At 72.3% G+C, this 15371-nt stretch carries 16 protein-coding genes and 1 riboswitch; of the genes, 11 read left to right on the top strand and 5 right to left on the bottom strand.

Annotated features, from left to right (window positions below; all coding sequences use genetic code 11):
- The first annotated feature begins 167 nt into the window (after window positions 1-167).
- Window positions 168-755: a CGNR zinc finger domain-containing protein gene (locus ACFVUH_RS11405; protein WP_387912597.1), complete on the top strand. Its 588-nt coding sequence runs from the start codon at window positions 168-170 to the stop codon at window positions 753-755.
- Here the strand turns inward: ACFVUH_RS11405 and sodX are convergent.
- Window positions 752-1210 carry a nickel-type superoxide dismutase maturation protease gene (gene sodX, locus ACFVUH_RS11400; RefSeq protein ID WP_387912595.1) on the bottom strand — a complete coding sequence of 153 codons (459 nt, stop codon included), beginning with the start codon at window positions 1208-1210 and terminating at the stop codon, window positions 752-754. The two genes, ACFVUH_RS11405 and sodX, sit on opposite strands and share 4 nt — an antisense overlap.
- A 197-nt stretch (window positions 1211-1407) precedes the next feature.
- On the opposite strand from sodX, the gene sodN reads away from it, so the two are divergent.
- From sodN to ACFVUH_RS11360, 8 genes are all read left to right on the top strand, one after another.
- Window positions 1408-1803 (top strand): superoxide dismutase, Ni, encoded by a 396-nt coding sequence (sodN, locus tag ACFVUH_RS11395; protein ID WP_355363948.1) that lies wholly within the window; start codon window positions 1408-1410, stop codon window positions 1801-1803.
- Between the two features lie 130 nt (window positions 1804-1933).
- A riboswitch (cobalamin riboswitch) is annotated at window positions 1934-2008 on the top strand.
- A 43-nt stretch (window positions 2009-2051) separates the two neighbouring features.
- Window positions 2052-3212 (top strand): FecCD family ABC transporter permease, encoded by a 1161-nt coding sequence (locus ACFVUH_RS11390; protein ID WP_387912594.1) that lies wholly within the window; start codon window positions 2052-2054, stop codon window positions 3210-3212.
- On the top strand, window positions 3209-4027 hold the full coding sequence (locus ACFVUH_RS11385; RefSeq protein WP_387912592.1) for an ABC transporter ATP-binding protein: 819 nt from the start codon (window positions 3209-3211) through the stop codon (window positions 4025-4027). Before ACFVUH_RS11390 ends, ACFVUH_RS11385 begins: the two co-directional genes overlap by 4 nt.
- A 42-nt stretch (window positions 4028-4069) precedes the next feature.
- Window positions 4070-5065, top strand: a complete 996-nt coding sequence (locus ACFVUH_RS11380; protein ID WP_387912590.1) for an ABC transporter substrate-binding protein — start codon at window positions 4070-4072, stop codon at window positions 5063-5065.
- A 104-nt stretch (window positions 5066-5169) separates the two neighbouring features.
- Window positions 5170-5553 (top strand): nuclear transport factor 2 family protein, encoded by a 384-nt coding sequence (locus ACFVUH_RS11375; RefSeq protein WP_355363942.1) that lies wholly within the window; start codon window positions 5170-5172, stop codon window positions 5551-5553.
- A 9-nt stretch (window positions 5554-5562) separates the two neighbouring features.
- Window positions 5563-6039, top strand: coding sequence for a GNAT family N-acetyltransferase (locus tag ACFVUH_RS11370; protein ID WP_355363939.1), 477 nt, complete (start codon window positions 5563-5565; stop codon window positions 6037-6039).
- A 278-nt stretch (window positions 6040-6317) separates the two neighbouring features.
- Window positions 6318-6728, top strand: coding sequence for an anti-sigma regulatory factor (locus tag ACFVUH_RS11365; protein WP_355363936.1), 411 nt, complete (start codon window positions 6318-6320; stop codon window positions 6726-6728).
- Window positions 6729-7006: 278 nt separating this feature from the next.
- Window positions 7007-7993, top strand: coding sequence for an RNA polymerase sigma factor SigF (locus tag ACFVUH_RS11360; RefSeq protein ID WP_387912785.1), 987 nt, complete (start codon window positions 7007-7009; stop codon window positions 7991-7993).
- Between the two features lie 80 nt (window positions 7994-8073).
- Here the strand turns inward: ACFVUH_RS11360 and ACFVUH_RS11355 are convergent, their stop codons facing one another.
- A complete protein-coding gene (locus ACFVUH_RS11355) occupies window positions 8074-8502 on the bottom strand; it encodes a hypothetical protein (protein ID WP_355363930.1) in 429 nt (142 codons plus the stop codon).
- Between the two features lie 50 nt (window positions 8503-8552).
- Here ACFVUH_RS11355 and ACFVUH_RS11350 point away from each other — a divergent pair, with 50 nt between their 5' ends.
- Both ACFVUH_RS11350 and ACFVUH_RS11345 read left to right on the top strand, forming a co-directional pair.
- Complete coding sequence (locus tag ACFVUH_RS11350; RefSeq protein WP_355363927.1) at window positions 8553-9524, top strand: diacylglycerol kinase family protein; 972 nt, start codon at window positions 8553-8555, stop codon at window positions 9522-9524.
- 369 nt (window positions 9525-9893) lie between these two features.
- On the top strand, window positions 9894-10145 hold the full coding sequence (locus tag ACFVUH_RS11345; protein ID WP_014138019.1) for a WhiB family transcriptional regulator: 252 nt from the start codon (window positions 9894-9896) through the stop codon (window positions 10143-10145).
- Window positions 10146-10542: 397 nt separating this feature from the next.
- Here the strand turns inward: ACFVUH_RS11345 and ACFVUH_RS11340 are convergent, their stop codons facing one another.
- The 3 genes from ACFVUH_RS11340 to ACFVUH_RS11330 all read right to left on the bottom strand — a co-directional run bounded on the left by ACFVUH_RS11340 (window position 10543) and on the right by ACFVUH_RS11330 (window position 15064).
- Window positions 10543-12063, bottom strand: coding sequence for a sensor histidine kinase (locus ACFVUH_RS11340; protein ID WP_387912586.1), 1521 nt, complete (start codon window positions 12061-12063; stop codon window positions 10543-10545).
- Between the two features lie 416 nt (window positions 12064-12479).
- Window positions 12480-13532: an SIS domain-containing protein gene (locus ACFVUH_RS11335; protein WP_387912583.1), complete on the bottom strand. Its 1053-nt coding sequence runs from the start codon at window positions 13530-13532 to the stop codon at window positions 12480-12482.
- A gap of 236 nt (window positions 13533-13768) precedes the next feature.
- Window positions 13769-15064: an extracellular solute-binding protein gene (locus tag ACFVUH_RS11330; RefSeq protein WP_387912783.1), complete on the bottom strand. Its 1296-nt coding sequence runs from the start codon at window positions 15062-15064 to the stop codon at window positions 13769-13771.
- Between the last annotated feature and the right edge of the window lie 307 nt (window positions 15065-15371).

Genomic DNA, 15371 nt, shown 5'->3' with positions numbered 1-15371 from the left:
CTCCCCCCGCCCCCCCCCCCACGACCCCACACTCGCCGCAGCCCCCCCCCCCCCCCCGCGCCCCCCCCCCCCCCCCCCGCCCGCCCCCCCGCCGCTTTCCCGCTTTCCCCCTTCGGGTAATAGGCTGGAGGCAATCAGCCCGTTACCGACCGTCTGGAAGGACCACCGTGGAGCTCGCCTCGTACGCCGATCTGGCCGTCCGGCTGGTGAACACCGAGGAGCCCGAGCGCGGCACCGACTCGCTGACCTCGGTGGACGCGGTGCGCGGGCTGTTCTCCGACGCCGCCCGGGCCCGCGACCTCGCCGACGAGTCCGACCTGCCCCGGCTGCGGGCCGTCCGCACCCGGCTGCGCGGGGTCTTCGAGGCCGCCGCCGACGGCGAGGAGATCCGCAGCGTCGACCTGCTGAACAGCCTGCTGATGGAGTTCCCGGTCAGCCCGCTGGTCTCCGGGCACGACCACCTGGACGAGGCCGGCCGGCCCCGCTGGCACCTGCACCTCGCCGACAACTCCCCCACCGCCACCGCCCACTTCAGCGCCGTCGCCTGCATGGGCCTGGCCGTCCACCTGACCGAGCTGGGCGCCGACCGGCTCGGCATCTGCCAGGCCGCGCCCTGCCGCAACGCCTACCTGGACACCTCCACCAACCGGTCCCGCCGGTACTGCTCGGACCGCTGCGCGACCCGCGCCAACGTCGCCGCCTACCGCGCCCGCAAGCGCCTGGAGGCCGCCGCGGCGGCCGCGGGCACACCCTAGGCTCCGGGCAGCTCCTCCGGGCGGACCCAGACGCCGAGGCGGCGGGCCAGCCCGGGGATCCGGGCCAGCGGGCCGGAGAGCAGCAGCCGCTCCAGCCGGCGGCCGGGGGCCAGCCAGGCCGGGCGCGGGCGCAGCCGCAACAGCACCCGGCCGAGCACCAGTTCGTCCGGCACCGCGCCGTAGCTGCGGCTGTCGCTGTCCACCGGCCGGTTGTCGGAGAGCAGCCACCAGCCCTTGGGCCGCCGGCCGTCGGCCCGCTTGACCACCAGCAGGTTCTGCTGGAACGGGTGGCGGAAGACCACCACCGCGCCGGGCCGGATCCGTGCGCCGTACCGCACCAGCAGCTGATCACCGTCACGCAGGGTCGGCACCATCGAGTCCCCCGCCACGTCGATCAGCCCGAACGGCGCGCCGCCCGCCGGGGATCCGTCCTCCGGTTCCGCGCTCCGTGCCACGACTCCTCCTCCCGGCCGGCGTCCCGCCGAGTCCCGCTGTCGCACACCAGTCTGCCGCACGGACCGTCACCCGCCGATGTCCGGATTCACCCGGTTCCGGCTCCGTCTTTTGCCCTAGGCCCGCCGCCCGACCGAGAAACCACAGGGGCCGAAGGGTAATCTCGGGCCCGGGAAGACGATCTAAGGAAGGACTCCCCATGCTCTCTCGTCTGTTTGCACCGCGCGCCACCGCCCATGCCCACTGCGACCTGCCCTGCGGCGTCTACGACCCGGCCCAGGCCCGCATCGAGGCCGAGTCCGTCAAGGCCACCCAGGAGAAGTACCAGGCCAACGAGGACCCGCACTTCCGCGCCCGCGCCATCATCATCAAGGAGCAGCGCGCCGAGACCGTCAAGCACCACATCTCGGTGCTGTGGAGCGACTACTTCAAGGCCCCGCACTTCGAGAAGTACCCGCAGCTGCACCAGCTGATCAACGACACCCTGAAGGCCGCCTCGGCCGCCAAGGCGTCCACCGACCCGGCCACCGGCCAGGCGCTGCTCGACCTCATCGCCGAGGTCGACAAGATCTTCTGGGAGACCAAGCAGGGCTGATCCCGCCCGCTCCGTCTCCGACCGCCCCCGTCCGCACCCCGGACGGGGGCGGTCGCGCGTTGTGAACGGCCTCACTGTGCCGGTAAGGGTTGCCTGCCCTGAGCGCTTGTTATGCTGCCAGGGCGTCCAGAGGGGGAAGCCGGTGCGAATCCGGCGCTGACCCGCAACGGTAAACGGTGCCCCGCGCCCGTGAGCCCGATCGCCCGAGGACGCCGACCTCCCGACAACTCGCCGTGGACTGCGAGGGGATGGCGCCCCGGCACACCCGCGCCCGGGCGCGCCGCCCCGCGCCGTCCGCGGCCGGACGCAAGGCGCACCACGTGAGCAGCACCGCGATCGCACCGGCCACCGCCGCCGCCCCACCGGGCCCGCGCCGAACACCCGCGGTCCCGCTGGCCGCCGCCCTCGCCGTGGCACTGCTGCTCTCGCTGGTCTGCGCGGTCGCCGTGGGCTCCTCCGGACTCGGCTGGGGCCAGGTCCTGCGGCTGCTGCGGGCCGGGCTGACGGGCGGGCGGCTGGAGGCCGACGAGGCCGCCGCCTACGCGATCGTCTGGGAGATCCGGCTGCCGCGCGCCGTGCTGGCCGCCGTGGTCGGCGCCGGACTCGCCGCCACCGGGGTCGCCGTCCAGGCGATGGTCCGCAACGCGCTCGCCGACCCGTTCGTGCTCGGCATCTCCTCCGGTGCCTCGGTCGGCGCCAACGCCGTGCTGATGCTGGGCGCCTTCGCCTCGCTCGGCGTCTGGGCGATCTCCGTCTCCGCCTTCGCCGCCGCCCTGCTCGCCATGGTGCTGGTCTACCTGACGGCCCGTAGCGCCCACGGGCTCACCCCGCTGCGGCTGGTGCTCACCGGCACCGCGATGTCCTACGGCTTCTCCGCGGTGACGGCGCTGATGGTCTTCGCCGCCGCCCGCGGCGAGGCCGCCCGCTCCGCCATGATGTGGCTGCTCGGCAGCCTCGGCGGCGCCACCTGGGGCTCGGTGCCGATCGCCGCCGTCACCGTGCTGGCCGGGCTGGCCTATCTGGCCTGCGCCGCCGGGCGGTTGGACGCGCTGGCGATGGGCGACGAGACGGCCGCCTCGCTCGGCGTGGACCCGGACCGGCTGCGCCGCGAGCTGTTCGTGGTCACCGCGGCCGTCACCGGCACCGTGGTCGCGGTCAGCGGGGCGATCGGCTTCGTCGGACTGATGATCCCGCACCTGACGCGGATGCTGGTCGGCGCCGGCCACCGCCGGGTGCTGCTGATCGCCCCGCTCGCCGGGGCGCTGCTGCTGGTCTGGGTGGACATCGTCTCCCGCACCCTGCTGGCGCCCGCCGAGCTGCCGGTCGGCGTGGTCACCGCGGCCGTCGGGGTGCCGTGCTTCCTGCTGCTGATGCGCCGCCGCGGCTACTCCTTCGGCGGTGGCCGATGAGCACCGCCACCTCCGCCGCCGGCGCCGCCACCGGCCCCGCCGCGCTGGACCTCGCCGTCGAGCGGGTCTCGGTCGAGCTGGCCGGCGTCCGGCTGGTCCACGACGTCACGCTGACCGCCGCCGCCGGCCAGGTGGTCGGCCTGATCGGCCCCAACGGCAGCGGCAAGTCCACCCTGCTGCGCTGTGTCTACCGGGCGCTGCGGCCCGCCGCCGGCGCCGTCCTGCTGGGCGGGGACGACCTGCACGCGCTGGCCCCGCGCGAGGCCGCCCGGCGGGTGGCGGCGCTGCCGCAGGAGCACTCCGCCGAGTTCGACTTCACCGTGGCCGAGGTGGTCGGCATGGGCCGGCTGCCGCACCGGCGCGGCGCCCTGGCCGGGCCGTCCGGCGACGACGGGGACCGCTGCGCCGGGGCGCTGCGCCGGGTCGGCGCCGCCCACCTGGCCGCCCGGGGCTTCCTGAGCCTGTCCGGCGGCGAGAAGCAGCGGGTGCTGATCGCCCGCGCGCTGGTCCAGGAGCCCCGGGTGCTGGTCCTCGACGAGCCCACCAACCACCTGGACATCGCCCACCAGCTGGAGGTGCTGGCGCTGGTCCGGGAGGCCGGACCGACGGTGCTCACCGCGCTGCACGACCTCAATCTGGCCGCCGGGCACTGCGACCTGCTGTACGTGGTCGTGGACGGCCGGATCGTCGCCTCCGGGCCGCCCGCCGAGGTGCTCGAACCCGGCCTGCTGGCCGAGGTGTTCAAAGTCCGCGCGACGCCCGTGCGGCACCCGGTCACCGGCGCCGTCCAGCTGCTCCTCGACCGCCTGCCCTGACCGCTCCCCGCCCTCCCCCGACCCGCCCTACCGAGGAACCCCATGCGCACCAAGGCCGTTGCCTCCGCCGCCCTGCTCGCCCTCGTGCTCACCGGCTGCGGCGCCGAGATCGCCCCGAGCGGCGACGGCGCCACCGCCTCCGCCCACTACCCGGTGACCGTCAGCAACTGCGGCACCGAGCTCACCTTCAAGGAGAAGCCGGCCCGCACGGTGACCAACGACGTCGGCATCACCGAGCTGATGTTCGCGCTCGGCCTGGAGGACCGGATGGCCGGCTACGTGATGCCGGACGACAAGGGCCAGGTGGACAAGGTCGCCTGGAAGGACGCCTACCAGCGGGCCGAGTGGCTCTCCAAGGACCAGATCACCAAGGAGACCGTCCTGGAGGCCAGGGCCGACCTGGTCTTCGCCGGCTGGCACTACGGCTTCGACGAGGGGAAGGGCTTCACCCCGCAGACGCTGTCCGGCCTGGGCATCGGCTCCTACGTGCTCACCGAGTCCTGCCGCAGCGGCAAGGGCACCGAGCGCGGGGTGATGGGCCCGCTCGACGCGCTGTACACCGACCTCGTCAACCTGGGCGAGATCTTCGACGTCCGGGACCGGGCCGACCGGCTGGTCGCCGACTTCAAGGCGCGGATCGCCGCCGTCCCCGAGCCCGCGCACCGCCCCGACGTCTTCCTGTACGACAGCGGCGAGGACAAGCCGTACACCTCGGGCCGGTTCGCCGCCCCGCAGGAGATCATCGCCAGGGCCGGCGGCCGCAACGTGATGGACGACGTCGCCGACTCCTGGACCACGGTGGGCTGGGAGAGCGTGGTCCAGCGCGCCCCCGAGGTGATCGTGATCAGCAACTACGGCACCCCGGACGCCGAGGCCAAGCGGAAGTTCCTGAAGTCCTTCCCGCCGCTGGCCGGCGTCCCGGCGATCCGCAACGACCGGATCTTCGTGCTCGACTACGTCGACCTGGTCGAGAGCCCGCGCAACCCGGCCGCGATCACCGCCCTGGCGGAGTACCTGCGGACCGTCCCGGCCCGCTGAGCCGGGGCCGTCCGCACCGCCGCCGTCCGGCCCGCCTCCGGCCGGTTCCGACGGGCGTACGCTCAACAGTACGAGCCGACGGAACCGACCGGAGGAGCGAGAACATGACCACCATGGCCGCACCGTCCGCCTTCGACGTCCGGGCCCTTCGCGAGGGCATCGAACGCGCCGACGCCGGAGCCCTGCTGGCGCTCTACGCGGACGACGCCGAACTGCGCGTGGTCGACCGCAAGACCCAGCCCAGCCACCCGCTGGTGATGCACGGGCGGGACGAGATCGGCGCGATGCTGGACGACCTCTACGCCCGTGAGACGAGCCACACCCTGGAACAGGTGGTGGTCCAGGAGGACCGCCTCGCCTTCCTGGAGTCCTGCCGCTACCCGGACGGGGTCCGGGTGCTGGTCAGCTCCACCGCCGAGCTGCGCGACGGCCGGATCACCGACCAGACCTCCGTCCAGGTCTGGGACGAGAACGAACCCGCCCAGTAGGCTCGGAGCATGATCCGCACGGCCCTCCCCTCCGACGTCCCCGTCATCCACGCCATGATCCGCGAGCTCGCGGAGTACGAGAAGGCCGCCCACGAGGCGGTCGCCACCGAGGAGCAGCTGCACGGCGCGCTGTTCGGCACCGACCCCGCGCTGTTCGGCCTGATCGCCGAGGACGACACCACCGGCGAGCCGGTCGGCTTCGCGCTCTGGTTCCTCAACTACTCGACCTGGCGCGGCACCCACGGGGTCTACCTGGAGGACCTCTACGTCCGCCCGGCCTCCCGCGGCGGCGGCCACGGCAAGGCGCTGCTGCTGGAGCTGGCCCGGATCGCCGTCGAGCGCGGCTACTCCCGGATGGAGTGGTCGGTGCTGGACTGGAACACCCCCTCGATCAACTTCTACAAGTCGCTCGGCGCCGTGCCGATGGACGGCTGGACCGTCTACCGCCTGACCGGGGACGCGCTCACCGCCGCCGGCACCCGCTGAGACCGGCGCGCGGACGGCGTGCGCCGGAGGCGTACGGGGACGGCGTTCGAACCACTGCCACCCTGTGTCGCGATGCCTTACCATGAGTGACTCCCGCACCGGGGCAGGAACGCGGTAACGTCTCGGGCGGACGGCGGCGTCCGGCCGCCCCCTGAGGGGTATGACCGGAACGTACCGCACCACCCCTCTGGACAGTTGGGGCGAAGCAGTTGAGCCAAGCAACAGACAGTGCCGCGGCCACCGGCCCGGAAGCACAGCGCGTCACCCAGGAGGTGAGGGTGTCCCAGATCGACGGCGAGCCCGGAGTGCAGGACTTCGTGGAGGTCCGGCTGCCCGCGGCCGGGGCCTACCTCTCGGTCCTGCGGACGGCCACGGCCGGCCTCGCGGCCCGGCTGGACTTCACGCTGGACGAGATCGAGGACCTGCGCATCGCGGTCGACGAGGCCTGCGCCATCCTCCTCCAGCAGGCCGTCCCCGGCTCGGTCCTCTCCTGCGAGTTCCGACTGGTCGGCGACTCCCTGAAGGTGATCGTCTCGGCACCCACCACCGACGGGCGGGCGCCCGAGCGGGACACCTTCGCCTGGACGGTGCTCTCCGCGCTCGCCGGCGAGGTCGAATCGGCGGTCGCCGAGGACAAGACCGTGTCGATCAGCCTGCACAAGAAGCGCGGTGGCAGCACCGCCCACTAGGTCCGCCGCGGCAGCGCGGCAGCAGCACCGAACAAGGGCCGTCCGCCCGGCACCACCGGGCCGGACGGACGGCTCCCGGTACCGCCCCCACCCGGCGGTACGACCAACGAGACGAACCGGGGCCGGCGGTCCCGGTGCTCCCGGAACGGAACGGGGGAATGGCCGTGAGTGATCTGGACCGTACCGGCCTCGCGACGGCGGGCCCTGCCGTACCGACCCAGGCGAGCGTTCCCGGCCTCGCCGCCAACGACGAAGCGCACCCGAAGGACGCCCACCGGATGAGCCAGCCGACCGAGCCGACGCCGCAGCCGTCGCCCGATCAGTCGCCCCCGCCCGTGCCTCCGGCCGCGGACCTCCCGGACACCGGCCGCCCGCACGACGGGCCGGACGGCGACGGCCTGGACACCGAACCGGACGCCGAGGGCGCCGACGACGCCACCGAGAACACCGCCGAGGCGGCACGGACCCTGCGCGCGGCGGTGCCCTCCCAGGGCCCGCAGCGCACCGGCGCGCCGGACCGCGAGGCGGCCCGGGCCCTGTTCGTCCGGCTCTCCGCGCTGCCCGAGGGCTCCCCGGAGCGCGTCGAGCTGCGCAACCAGCTGGTGCGGATGCACATCCCGCTGGTCGAGCACCTGGCCCGGCGGTTCCGCAACCGGGGCGAGCCACTGGACGACCTGACCCAGGTCGCCACCATCGGGCTGATCAAGTCGGTGGACCGGTTCGACCACGAGCGCGGGGTCGAGTTCTCCACCTACGCGACGCCGACCATCGTCGGCGAGATCAAGCGGCACTTCCGGGACAAGGGCTGGGCGGTCCGGGTGCCGCGCCGGCTCCAGGAGCTGCGGCTGTCGCTGACCACGGCGACCAGCGAGCTCTCCCAGCGGCACGGCCGCTCCCCCACGGTGCACGAGCTGGCCGAGCACCTGGGGATCTCCGAGGAGGACGTCCTGGAGGGCCTGGAGTCCGCCAACGCGTACTCCACGCTGTCGCTGGACGTGCCGGACAGCGACGACGAGTCGCCGGCCGTCGCGGACACCCTGGGCGCCACCGACGAGGCGCTGGAGGGCGTCGAGTACCGCGAGTCGCTCAAGCCGCTGCTGGCCCAACTGCCGCCCCGCGAGCAGAAGATCCTGGTGCTGCGGTTCTTCCGGAACATGACGCAGTCGCAGATCGCCGCCGAGGTGGGCATCTCGCAGATGCACGTCTCCCGGCTGCTCGCCCGGACCCTGGCGCAGCTGCGGGAGAAGCTCCTGGTCGAGGAGTAGGAGCCCGCAGACGACTGACGGCCGCTCAGTGGCGGCCGTCGGGTCGTACGGATGCGGTGGCAGGCGGCGGTCCGCCGCGCTCAGGCCTCGTGCGGAGCGTAGAGGGCCGCCGTCGCCTTCGGGCTGAGCAGCGCGCCGATGCCGACCAGGCCGAGCAGGCCGATGCCCACGCCGACCGCGACCATCGCCCCGCCGCTCTGCCACATGTAGTAGGCCACCGGCAGGCAGATCGAGTTGGTCAGCACCGCGGGGCTGCGGCCCCAGCGGCGGGTCCTGAGCAGCGCCCGGGCGGCCAGCAGCGGCGCCACGCCGAGCAGGACGATCACCAGCCCGCCGAACTCGTTCAGGGCGAGCTGCTTGGACTGGCCGGACAGCGCGGCGACCATGTCCCAGACGCCGACGACGGCCAGCGCGGCGCCCTCCACGGCGGTGATGGCGGCGCCCAGGGTGAGGGCGGCCGGCCGGTCGGCGCCGGACGCGGGTACGGGTGCGGAGGATTCTGCGGTCACTCCAGCAGGGTAGCCGCCGGTTGGTCCGTACCGCCCCGTAGGCTGGGCCCATGCGCGCTCTCCTGGTCGTCAATCCGAAAGCGACCACCACCAGCGGTCGCACCAGGGACGTCCTGATCCACGCCCTGCGCAGCGACCTCAAGCTGGAGGTGGCGCAGACCGAGTACCGCGGCCACGCGCGCGACCTGGCCCGGGAGGCGGCGGAGGACGGCACGGTCGACCTGGTGGTGGCGCTGGGCGGGGACGGCACCGTCAACGAGGTGGTCAACGGGCTGCTCTCGCACGGCCCGGGCGACAAGGTCCCGCGGCTGGCCGTGGTCCCCGGCGGCTCGACCAATGTGTTCGCCCGCGCGCTGGGCCTGCCGAACGACCCGGTGGAGGCGACCGGCGCGCTGCTGGACGCGCTGGAGCACCGGCGCGAGCGCGGGATCGGGCTCGGCAAGGCGATGACCGAGGGGCTGCCGGACCGCTGGTTCACCTTCACCGCCGGCCTGGGCTTCGACGCCGGAGTGGTCGGCCGGGTCGAGGAGCAGCGCCGGGCGGGGCGCAGGTCCACGCACGCGCTCTACGTCACCCAGGCGCTGCGCCACTTCGTCACCCAGCGTGAACAGCGCAGGTCGGGCCCGGTCTCGCTGACGATGGCGGGCCGTGAGCCGGTGCCCGGCCTGGTGCTGGCGATAGTCAGCAACACCTCGCCGTGGACGTTCCTGGGCAACCGCCCCGTCTATCCCTCCCCGCGCGCCTCCTTCGACTCGGATCTCGACGTCTTCGGCATCACCCGGATGACCGCGTTCGGCACTGCTCGAACGGTCCGTCAGATCCTGCGGTCGCACGGCCCTTCGAGCGACGGCGGCGCCGGGTCCGGCCCTTCCGGCAAGCACGTCGTCTCCTATCACGACGTCCGCCACTTCACCTTGGTTTCGGAGGAACCGGTCCCGTTCCAGGTCGACGGGGACCACCTTGGATCCAGGAGTCGCGTCAGTTTCACAGGCGTACGGCGGGCACTGCGTGTGATTGTGTGACTAGAAGGGCCATTCCTCCTTCTTCTCGAACGCACAAGCCCCCTTCACTCCATAGAAGTACCGGCTGTGAGCTAGGCGACACCGAAGAATCCAAAATTCCTCCCTGAAGGGGGTTGTATCCGGGCCCGAGGTTTGCGAACCTCTACATGGCGATCGGGACACATCGCAGCGACGGCAACCCTCGAAACCTGGGGGGCCGACCGCGGGGTGTCCCTCGAATCGCGCGAATCCCCCCCAGCACAGACCTCCCGGGCCCGATGGGCCTTTGGTCTCTTTTGCTGTTGCGGGATTCGTGAAAGCGTTCACATTCACAAGGACCATCGATGTGCCGACCGGGCAACCCCCGCCGGCAGGAGGAGTTGGACGACCATGGACTGGCGCCACCGCGCTGTCTGCCGCGAAGAGGACCCGGAGCTGTTCTTCCCGATCGGGAACACCGGTCCTGCTCTGCTGCAGATCGAGGAAGCCAAGGCCGTGTGCCGCCGCTGTCCGGTCATGGAGCAGTGCCTCCAGTGGGCCCTCGAGACCGGCCAGGACGCCGGCGTCTGGGGCGGCATGAGCGAGGACGAGCGCCGCGCCATGAAGCGCCGTGCCGCCCGCAACCGCGCCCGCACCGCCTGATCACACGCCGTAGTACCAGCAGTAACCACAGCACCGATCAACACATGATCACAGGCTTCCCCTGCACCTCCTGGTGAAGCCTTCCGTACAAAGGGCCTTGCTCGACGAGGTCCCGCGACACCGGCCCGCCCAGCCACTTGATACTGTTCACTTAGAGCAATATTGTGGAGCTGTGGCGCTCACCGTGTGCAACGCACCGGTTGGTGTCGCACCACCCAGAGCCCCCGTTCCGGCCGACTCCCCCCGACGGCCGGAACGGGTTGAGAGGCCCTGTCGACCCACCCCCCCCGGTCGACAGGGCCTCGTTTCTGTTTCCCGGCCGGGTTCTCCCCCCGTGCGGCGGAGATGAAGGAGCACGCGACCGGCGCCCGTACCGGACGCGCGCCCCCTGCGCACCTCAGCGCACCGGGATCTCCAGGACCACCTTGGTGCCGCCGTTCGGGCCGGCCACCATGTCGAAGGTGCCGCCGAGCTCCCCGGTGGCCAGGGTCCGCACGATCTGCAGCCCGAGGTTGCCCGCCTGCTGCGGGTCGAAGCCCTCCGGCATGCCCTTGCCGTCGTCCTGCACCGTGATCAGCAGGTACTCCTCCGGCCGGGCCCCACCGGTCCAGCTGTCCGACCAGCCCATGCCGGTGGCCGGCGCCCGTCCGCGCAGCGCGCTCACCTCCAGGTTGCCGGAGGCGGTCGGGCCGAAGGCGTGCTCCAGCGCGTTCTGCAGCAGCTCGGTCAGCACCATCGCGAGCGGGGTGGCCACCTCGGCCGACAGGATCCCGAAGCTGCCGCTGCGCCGGGTCGCCACCCGGCCGTCCTGGGACAGCTCCATCACCATGGCCAGCACCCGGTCGGCGATCTCGTCGAAGGCCACCCGCTCGTCCAGCGCCTGGGAGAGCGTCTCGTGCACGATCGCGATCGAGCCGACCCGGCGCACCGCCTCGTCCAGGGCGGCGCGGCCGGATTCCGACTCCATCCGGCGGGACTGCAGGCGCAGCAGCGCGGCGACGGTCTGCAGGTTGTTCTTCACCCGGTGGTGGATCTCCCGGATGGTGGCGTCCTTGGTCATCAGCTCGCGGTCGCGCCGGCGCAGCTCGGTGACGTCGCGGCAGAGCACCAGGGACCCGGTCAGGGTGCCCTTGGGCTTGAGCGGGATGGCCCGCAGGGTGACCACGCCGCCCTGGGCCTCGATCTCGGTCTGCCGGGGGGCCCAGCCGCTGGCCAGCTTCACCAGGGCCTCGTGCACGGCGGCCCGGGAGGGCGGGGCGAGGTCGGCGGTGGCCCGGCCGAGGTGGCTGCCGACCAGGTCGGTGGTGAGGCCGAGCCGGTGGTAGGCGGAGAGCGCGTTGGGACTGGCGTAGGTGACGATGCCGTCGGCGTCCAGGCGGATGAGGCCGTCGCCGACCCGAGGCGCGGCGTCCATGTCGGCCTGCTCGACGCCGGGGTAGGGGAAGGTGCCGGCGGCGATCATCTGGGCGAGGTCGGAGGCGCTCTGCAGGTAGGTGAGTTCCAGCCGGCTGGGGGTGCGCACGGTCAGCAGGTTGGTGTTGCGGGCGATCACGCCGAGCACCTTGCCCTCGCGCCGCACCGGGATGGACTCGACCCGGACCGGCACCTCCTCGCGCCACTCCGGGTCGCCCTCGCGCACGATCCGCCCCTCGTCGTAGGCGGCGTCCAGCAGCGGGCGCCGGCCGCGCGGGACGAGGTGGCCGACCATGTCGTCCTGGTAGGAGGTGGGGCCGGTGTTGGGGCGCATCTGGGCCACCGAGACGTACCGGATGCCGTCCCAGGTGGGGATCCAGAGCACGAGGTCGGCGAAGGACAGGTCGGAGAGCAGCTGCCACTCCGAGACCAGCATGTGCAGCCACTCCACATCGGCACCGGTCAGGGTGGTGTGGCGGCGGACGAGTTCGTTCAGCGAGGGCACAGGGCGAGCGTAGCCCCAGGGGGGCGCGGCCGGGCCCCGCGCACCCCGGCGACCTGCGCCGCTGGGCTCTCCCCCAGGTTGTCCAGACCAATTTTCGGAGAGGCCTGGACAAGCCAGATTGGTCTAGTCCACAATGAAAGGGCACCAAGGAGAGGCACCCGCGCAACTGCCCTGACCGCGTGAGTCCCCTCCTCGGTCGGACGCCGCCGAACGAGGACCCCGCACAGTTCTCGATCGTCACCGGCGACCGACGACAGCTCCGGGCTGCGGTGCCGCATGGGTTGAGGGTCCCGTGTCGGCGCCGTGGCCCGTAGTGTTTTCCGGACTGCTTCCCGGGCCCCGCCGAGGGGCCGGAAAAGCCCGAGCCCCCGTCCACAGGCTGTGGACGGGGGCTCGGGCTTTTCGGCGGACCCGCGTCAGTGGGTCTCGGTGACCTTGGCGAGCGCGCGCGGGGCGTCCGGGTCCTGGCCGCGGGCGATGGTGACCTCGTAGGCCAGCAGCTGCAGCGGCAGGATCTCCAGGATCGGCTGCACCTCCTCGGGCACGCCGGCCGGCAGCGCGAAGCCCGCCGAGGCGGCCTCGACCTGCGACTGCTGGCCGACCACGACCAGGTCGGCGCCACGGCCGCGCAGGCGGTCCAGGACCGGCTGCAGGGCCTCGCCGCCCTTGCCGTCCGGGACGATCGCGATGACCGGGGAGACGTTGTCGACCATGGCCAGCGGGCCGTGCAGCAGGTCGGCGCCGGAGAACGGGGAGGCCGGGATGTAGGTGGTCTCCATCAGCTTCAGCGCCGCCTCGCGGGCGGTCGGGTAGCCGTAGCCGCGCGAGGTGATGACCAGGCGCTGGGCGAAGCGGTAGCGCTCGGCCAGCGCCTTGACCTCGTCCTGGCGGGCCAGGATGCCCGCGGCCAGCTCGGGCAGGGCCTTGGCGGCCGTGCCGTCGCCACCGCGCAGGCCCTCGATGAGCAGGTACAGCGCGAGCAGTTCGGCGGTGTAGGTCTTGGTGGCGGGCAGCGCCTTCTCCGGCCCGGCCAGCACGTCGATGTGGAACTCGGAGACCTCGGCCAGCGGCGAGCCGGCGTTGTTGGTGACCGCCAGGGTGATGGCACCGGCCTCGCGGGCCGCCTTGGTGGAGGCGACGAGGTCCGGCGAGCCGCCCGACTGGCTGACGGTGATCACCAGCACGTCGGTCAGGTCCGGCTTGGCACCGTAGGCGGTGGTGGTGGACATCGAGGTCAGGCCGGCCGGCTTGCCCAGCAGGATCTCGATCAGGTACTTGGCGTACAGCGCAGCGTTGTCCGAGGTACCGCGCGCGGTCAGGAGGACGAACCGCGGCTTGCGGGCGGCGATCCGGGACGCGATCTCGAAGATCTTGGGGGCGCCCTCGTCAAGGATGCGCTGCAGGACGGCCGGCTGCTCGGCCATCTCCGCCGCCATGATCCGGCCAGGGACGGTCTGCGTGTCGGACATCGTGGGTGTGCCTCCGATGAGATGGTTCCACCCCGACCGGACGGGAATGCCCGGCGGGGACCTCTACGGCGGCGAGTCCGCACACTCGCTGCGATGAATGCTGCCGCAATCCTACGGGGGCCGCCCGCCCGGAGCACATCCGAGGAGGCGGTCACGGCAGGTCGCGGCGGTCCGGCGTGCGCGGAGCCCCTCCCGGCGGTGCGGGGAGGGGCTCCGGCGTCCGGGGCGGCGGCGGCTCAGCCCGCCTTGTTGATGAGCTGGTCGATGGCGGCGTCCGCCTCCTTGGTGGCCTGGTCCACCGGCTTGCCCTTGAGGATGGCGGTCAGCATGTCGGGCAGGATCTTCTGCTTCTCCACCAGGCCCCAGCCGGGGGCCAGCGGGGTGAACCAGGCGTCCGGCACCGCGTTGGCCGCGGCGGCGGTGCTCGGCTTGTTCTTCAGCGGGTTCAGCTGGGTGAGGTTGTTGGGCAGGATGTCCTTGTCGGCCAGCGCCTGCTCGGACTTGGCGCTGGTGAACATCCGGACCCAGTCGGTGGCCAGGGCCGCCGTGGGCGACTTGGCCGTGACGGCGAGGGCCGAGCCGCCGATGAAGGTCGGCAGCGGCTTGCCGCCCGGGCCGGGCATGGTGGCGACCTTGACCGCGTCCTTGAGGCTCGGGTCACCGGTGACCGGCGCGACGACGCTGGACGCCTCGTAGCCGTTGCCGTAGAAGGACGCCGCGTGGCCGCGGGCCATCGCCTCGTACTGGTTCTGCTCGTTGAGCGACTGGTCGCCCTTGTTGTACTTGCGCACCAGGTCGACGAAGTGGTTGATGCCCTGCTGGGACTTGGGGTCGCTCAGGGTGCCGTGCCAGCTGCCGGCGCTGTCGAAGCGGGCGATGCTCCCGCCGTACGCGGACACGTAGCTCATCGCCGCGTACCAGTACTGGCCGGGCAGGTAGAGCGGGGAGAAGGTCCGGTCGGCCTTGTTCCGGTCCGCGATCCTGTCGAGCGCCGCACGCAGCTCGTCCTCGGTCTTCGGGAAGTCGGCACTGCCGGTGGCCTGCTGGAAGGCCGCCGAGTTGTAGATCGCGACCCGGGCGCCCGCGTAGTAGGGCACGCACCAGAGCTTGTCCTGGTAGGTGCAGGTGTTGGCGAGCGCCTTGATCCAGGTGTCGGAGTTGTCGAAGGTGGTGCGCTCCACCGGCGCCAGCGCGCCGGAGAGCACGTACTTCATGGTCTCGGTGTTGCCGAGCTCGACCACGTCCGGGGCGGCGCCGTCGGCGATCGCCTTGTCGAGCTTGGCCACCTTGTCGGCCCAGCCCTGGTAGGCGAGCTTGAGGGTCACGTTCGGGTACTTGGCGGCGAAGTCGTCGTTGACCCGCTGGACGAGGTCGGGCCAGTTCTTCTGGGCGTCGTCCATCAGCCAGACCGTGACGGTGCCGGTCGCGGCCTGCGGGTCCGCCGAGGCGGTCTTGTCGCCGCCCGACGCCGAGCCGCCCGAGGAACACGCCGTCAGTCCGGCGGCCAGCGCCATGATGCCGACCGTCGCCATGAACCGACGCTTTCTCACGCCATCCTCCGAGGGTGTTTTAGTGCTGGTGCCCGCCGGCGGCGCGCCGGCGCCCGACGGGACGGTGTCCGGGGAGGGCGGCGAAGAGCTTAGGGATGGGCCAATACCACATCCGGCCCAATTGAAATTCGAACCGGATGGACTGGACTCTGGCCTAGACCACTGTTGGTGTCAACGCCAAATGGCCTGGCGGTCAAGGCCGTTGCAGACCTGTTGTACCGCGTGGCGATCAGTCGCGCGACGGTCACCCTAGGTAGAACTTAAGGCTGCCTTAAGGGTGATTTGAGGG

Source organism: Kitasatospora sp. NPDC058032, from assembly GCF_042885845.1.
In the GTDB taxonomy this organism is placed as follows: Bacteria; Actinomycetota; Actinomycetes; order Streptomycetales; family Streptomycetaceae; genus Kitasatospora.
This window is presented reverse-complemented; position numbering and strand designations above follow the sequence as displayed.

Bases quoted from the DNA above. Each gene is read 5' to 3' on its own strand.
- ACFVUH_RS11360 (WP_387912785.1), top strand. From the start codon at position 7,007: ATGAGCCAGCCGACCGAGCCGACGCCGCAGCCGTCGCCCGATCAGTCG.
- ACFVUH_RS11390 (WP_387912594.1), top strand. From the start codon at position 2,052: ATGGCGCCCCGGCACACCCGCGCCCGGGCGCGCCGCCCCGCGCCGTCC.
- ACFVUH_RS11330 (WP_387912783.1), bottom strand. From the start codon at position 15,064: ATGGCGACGGTCGGCATCATGGCGCTGGCCGCCGGACTGACGGCGTGT.
- ACFVUH_RS11375 (WP_355363942.1), top strand. From the start codon at position 5,170: ATGACCACCATGGCCGCACCGTCCGCCTTCGACGTCCGGGCCCTTCGC.
- ACFVUH_RS11370 (WP_355363939.1), top strand. From the start codon at position 5,563: ATGATCCGCACGGCCCTCCCCTCCGACGTCCCCGTCATCCACGCCATG.
- ACFVUH_RS11385 (WP_387912592.1), top strand. From the start codon at position 3,209: ATGAGCACCGCCACCTCCGCCGCCGGCGCCGCCACCGGCCCCGCCGCG.
- ACFVUH_RS11345 (WP_014138019.1), top strand. From the start codon at position 9,894: ATGGACTGGCGCCACCGCGCTGTCTGCCGCGAAGAGGACCCGGAGCTG.
- sodN (WP_355363948.1), top strand. From the start codon at position 1,408: ATGCTCTCTCGTCTGTTTGCACCGCGCGCCACCGCCCATGCCCACTGC.
- ACFVUH_RS11350 (WP_355363927.1), top strand. From the start codon at position 8,553: ATGCGCGCTCTCCTGGTCGTCAATCCGAAAGCGACCACCACCAGCGGT.
- ACFVUH_RS11335 (WP_387912583.1), bottom strand. From the start codon at position 13,532: ATGTCCGACACGCAGACCGTCCCTGGCCGGATCATGGCGGCGGAGATG.
- ACFVUH_RS11380 (WP_387912590.1), top strand. From the start codon at position 4,070: ATGCGCACCAAGGCCGTTGCCTCCGCCGCCCTGCTCGCCCTCGTGCTC.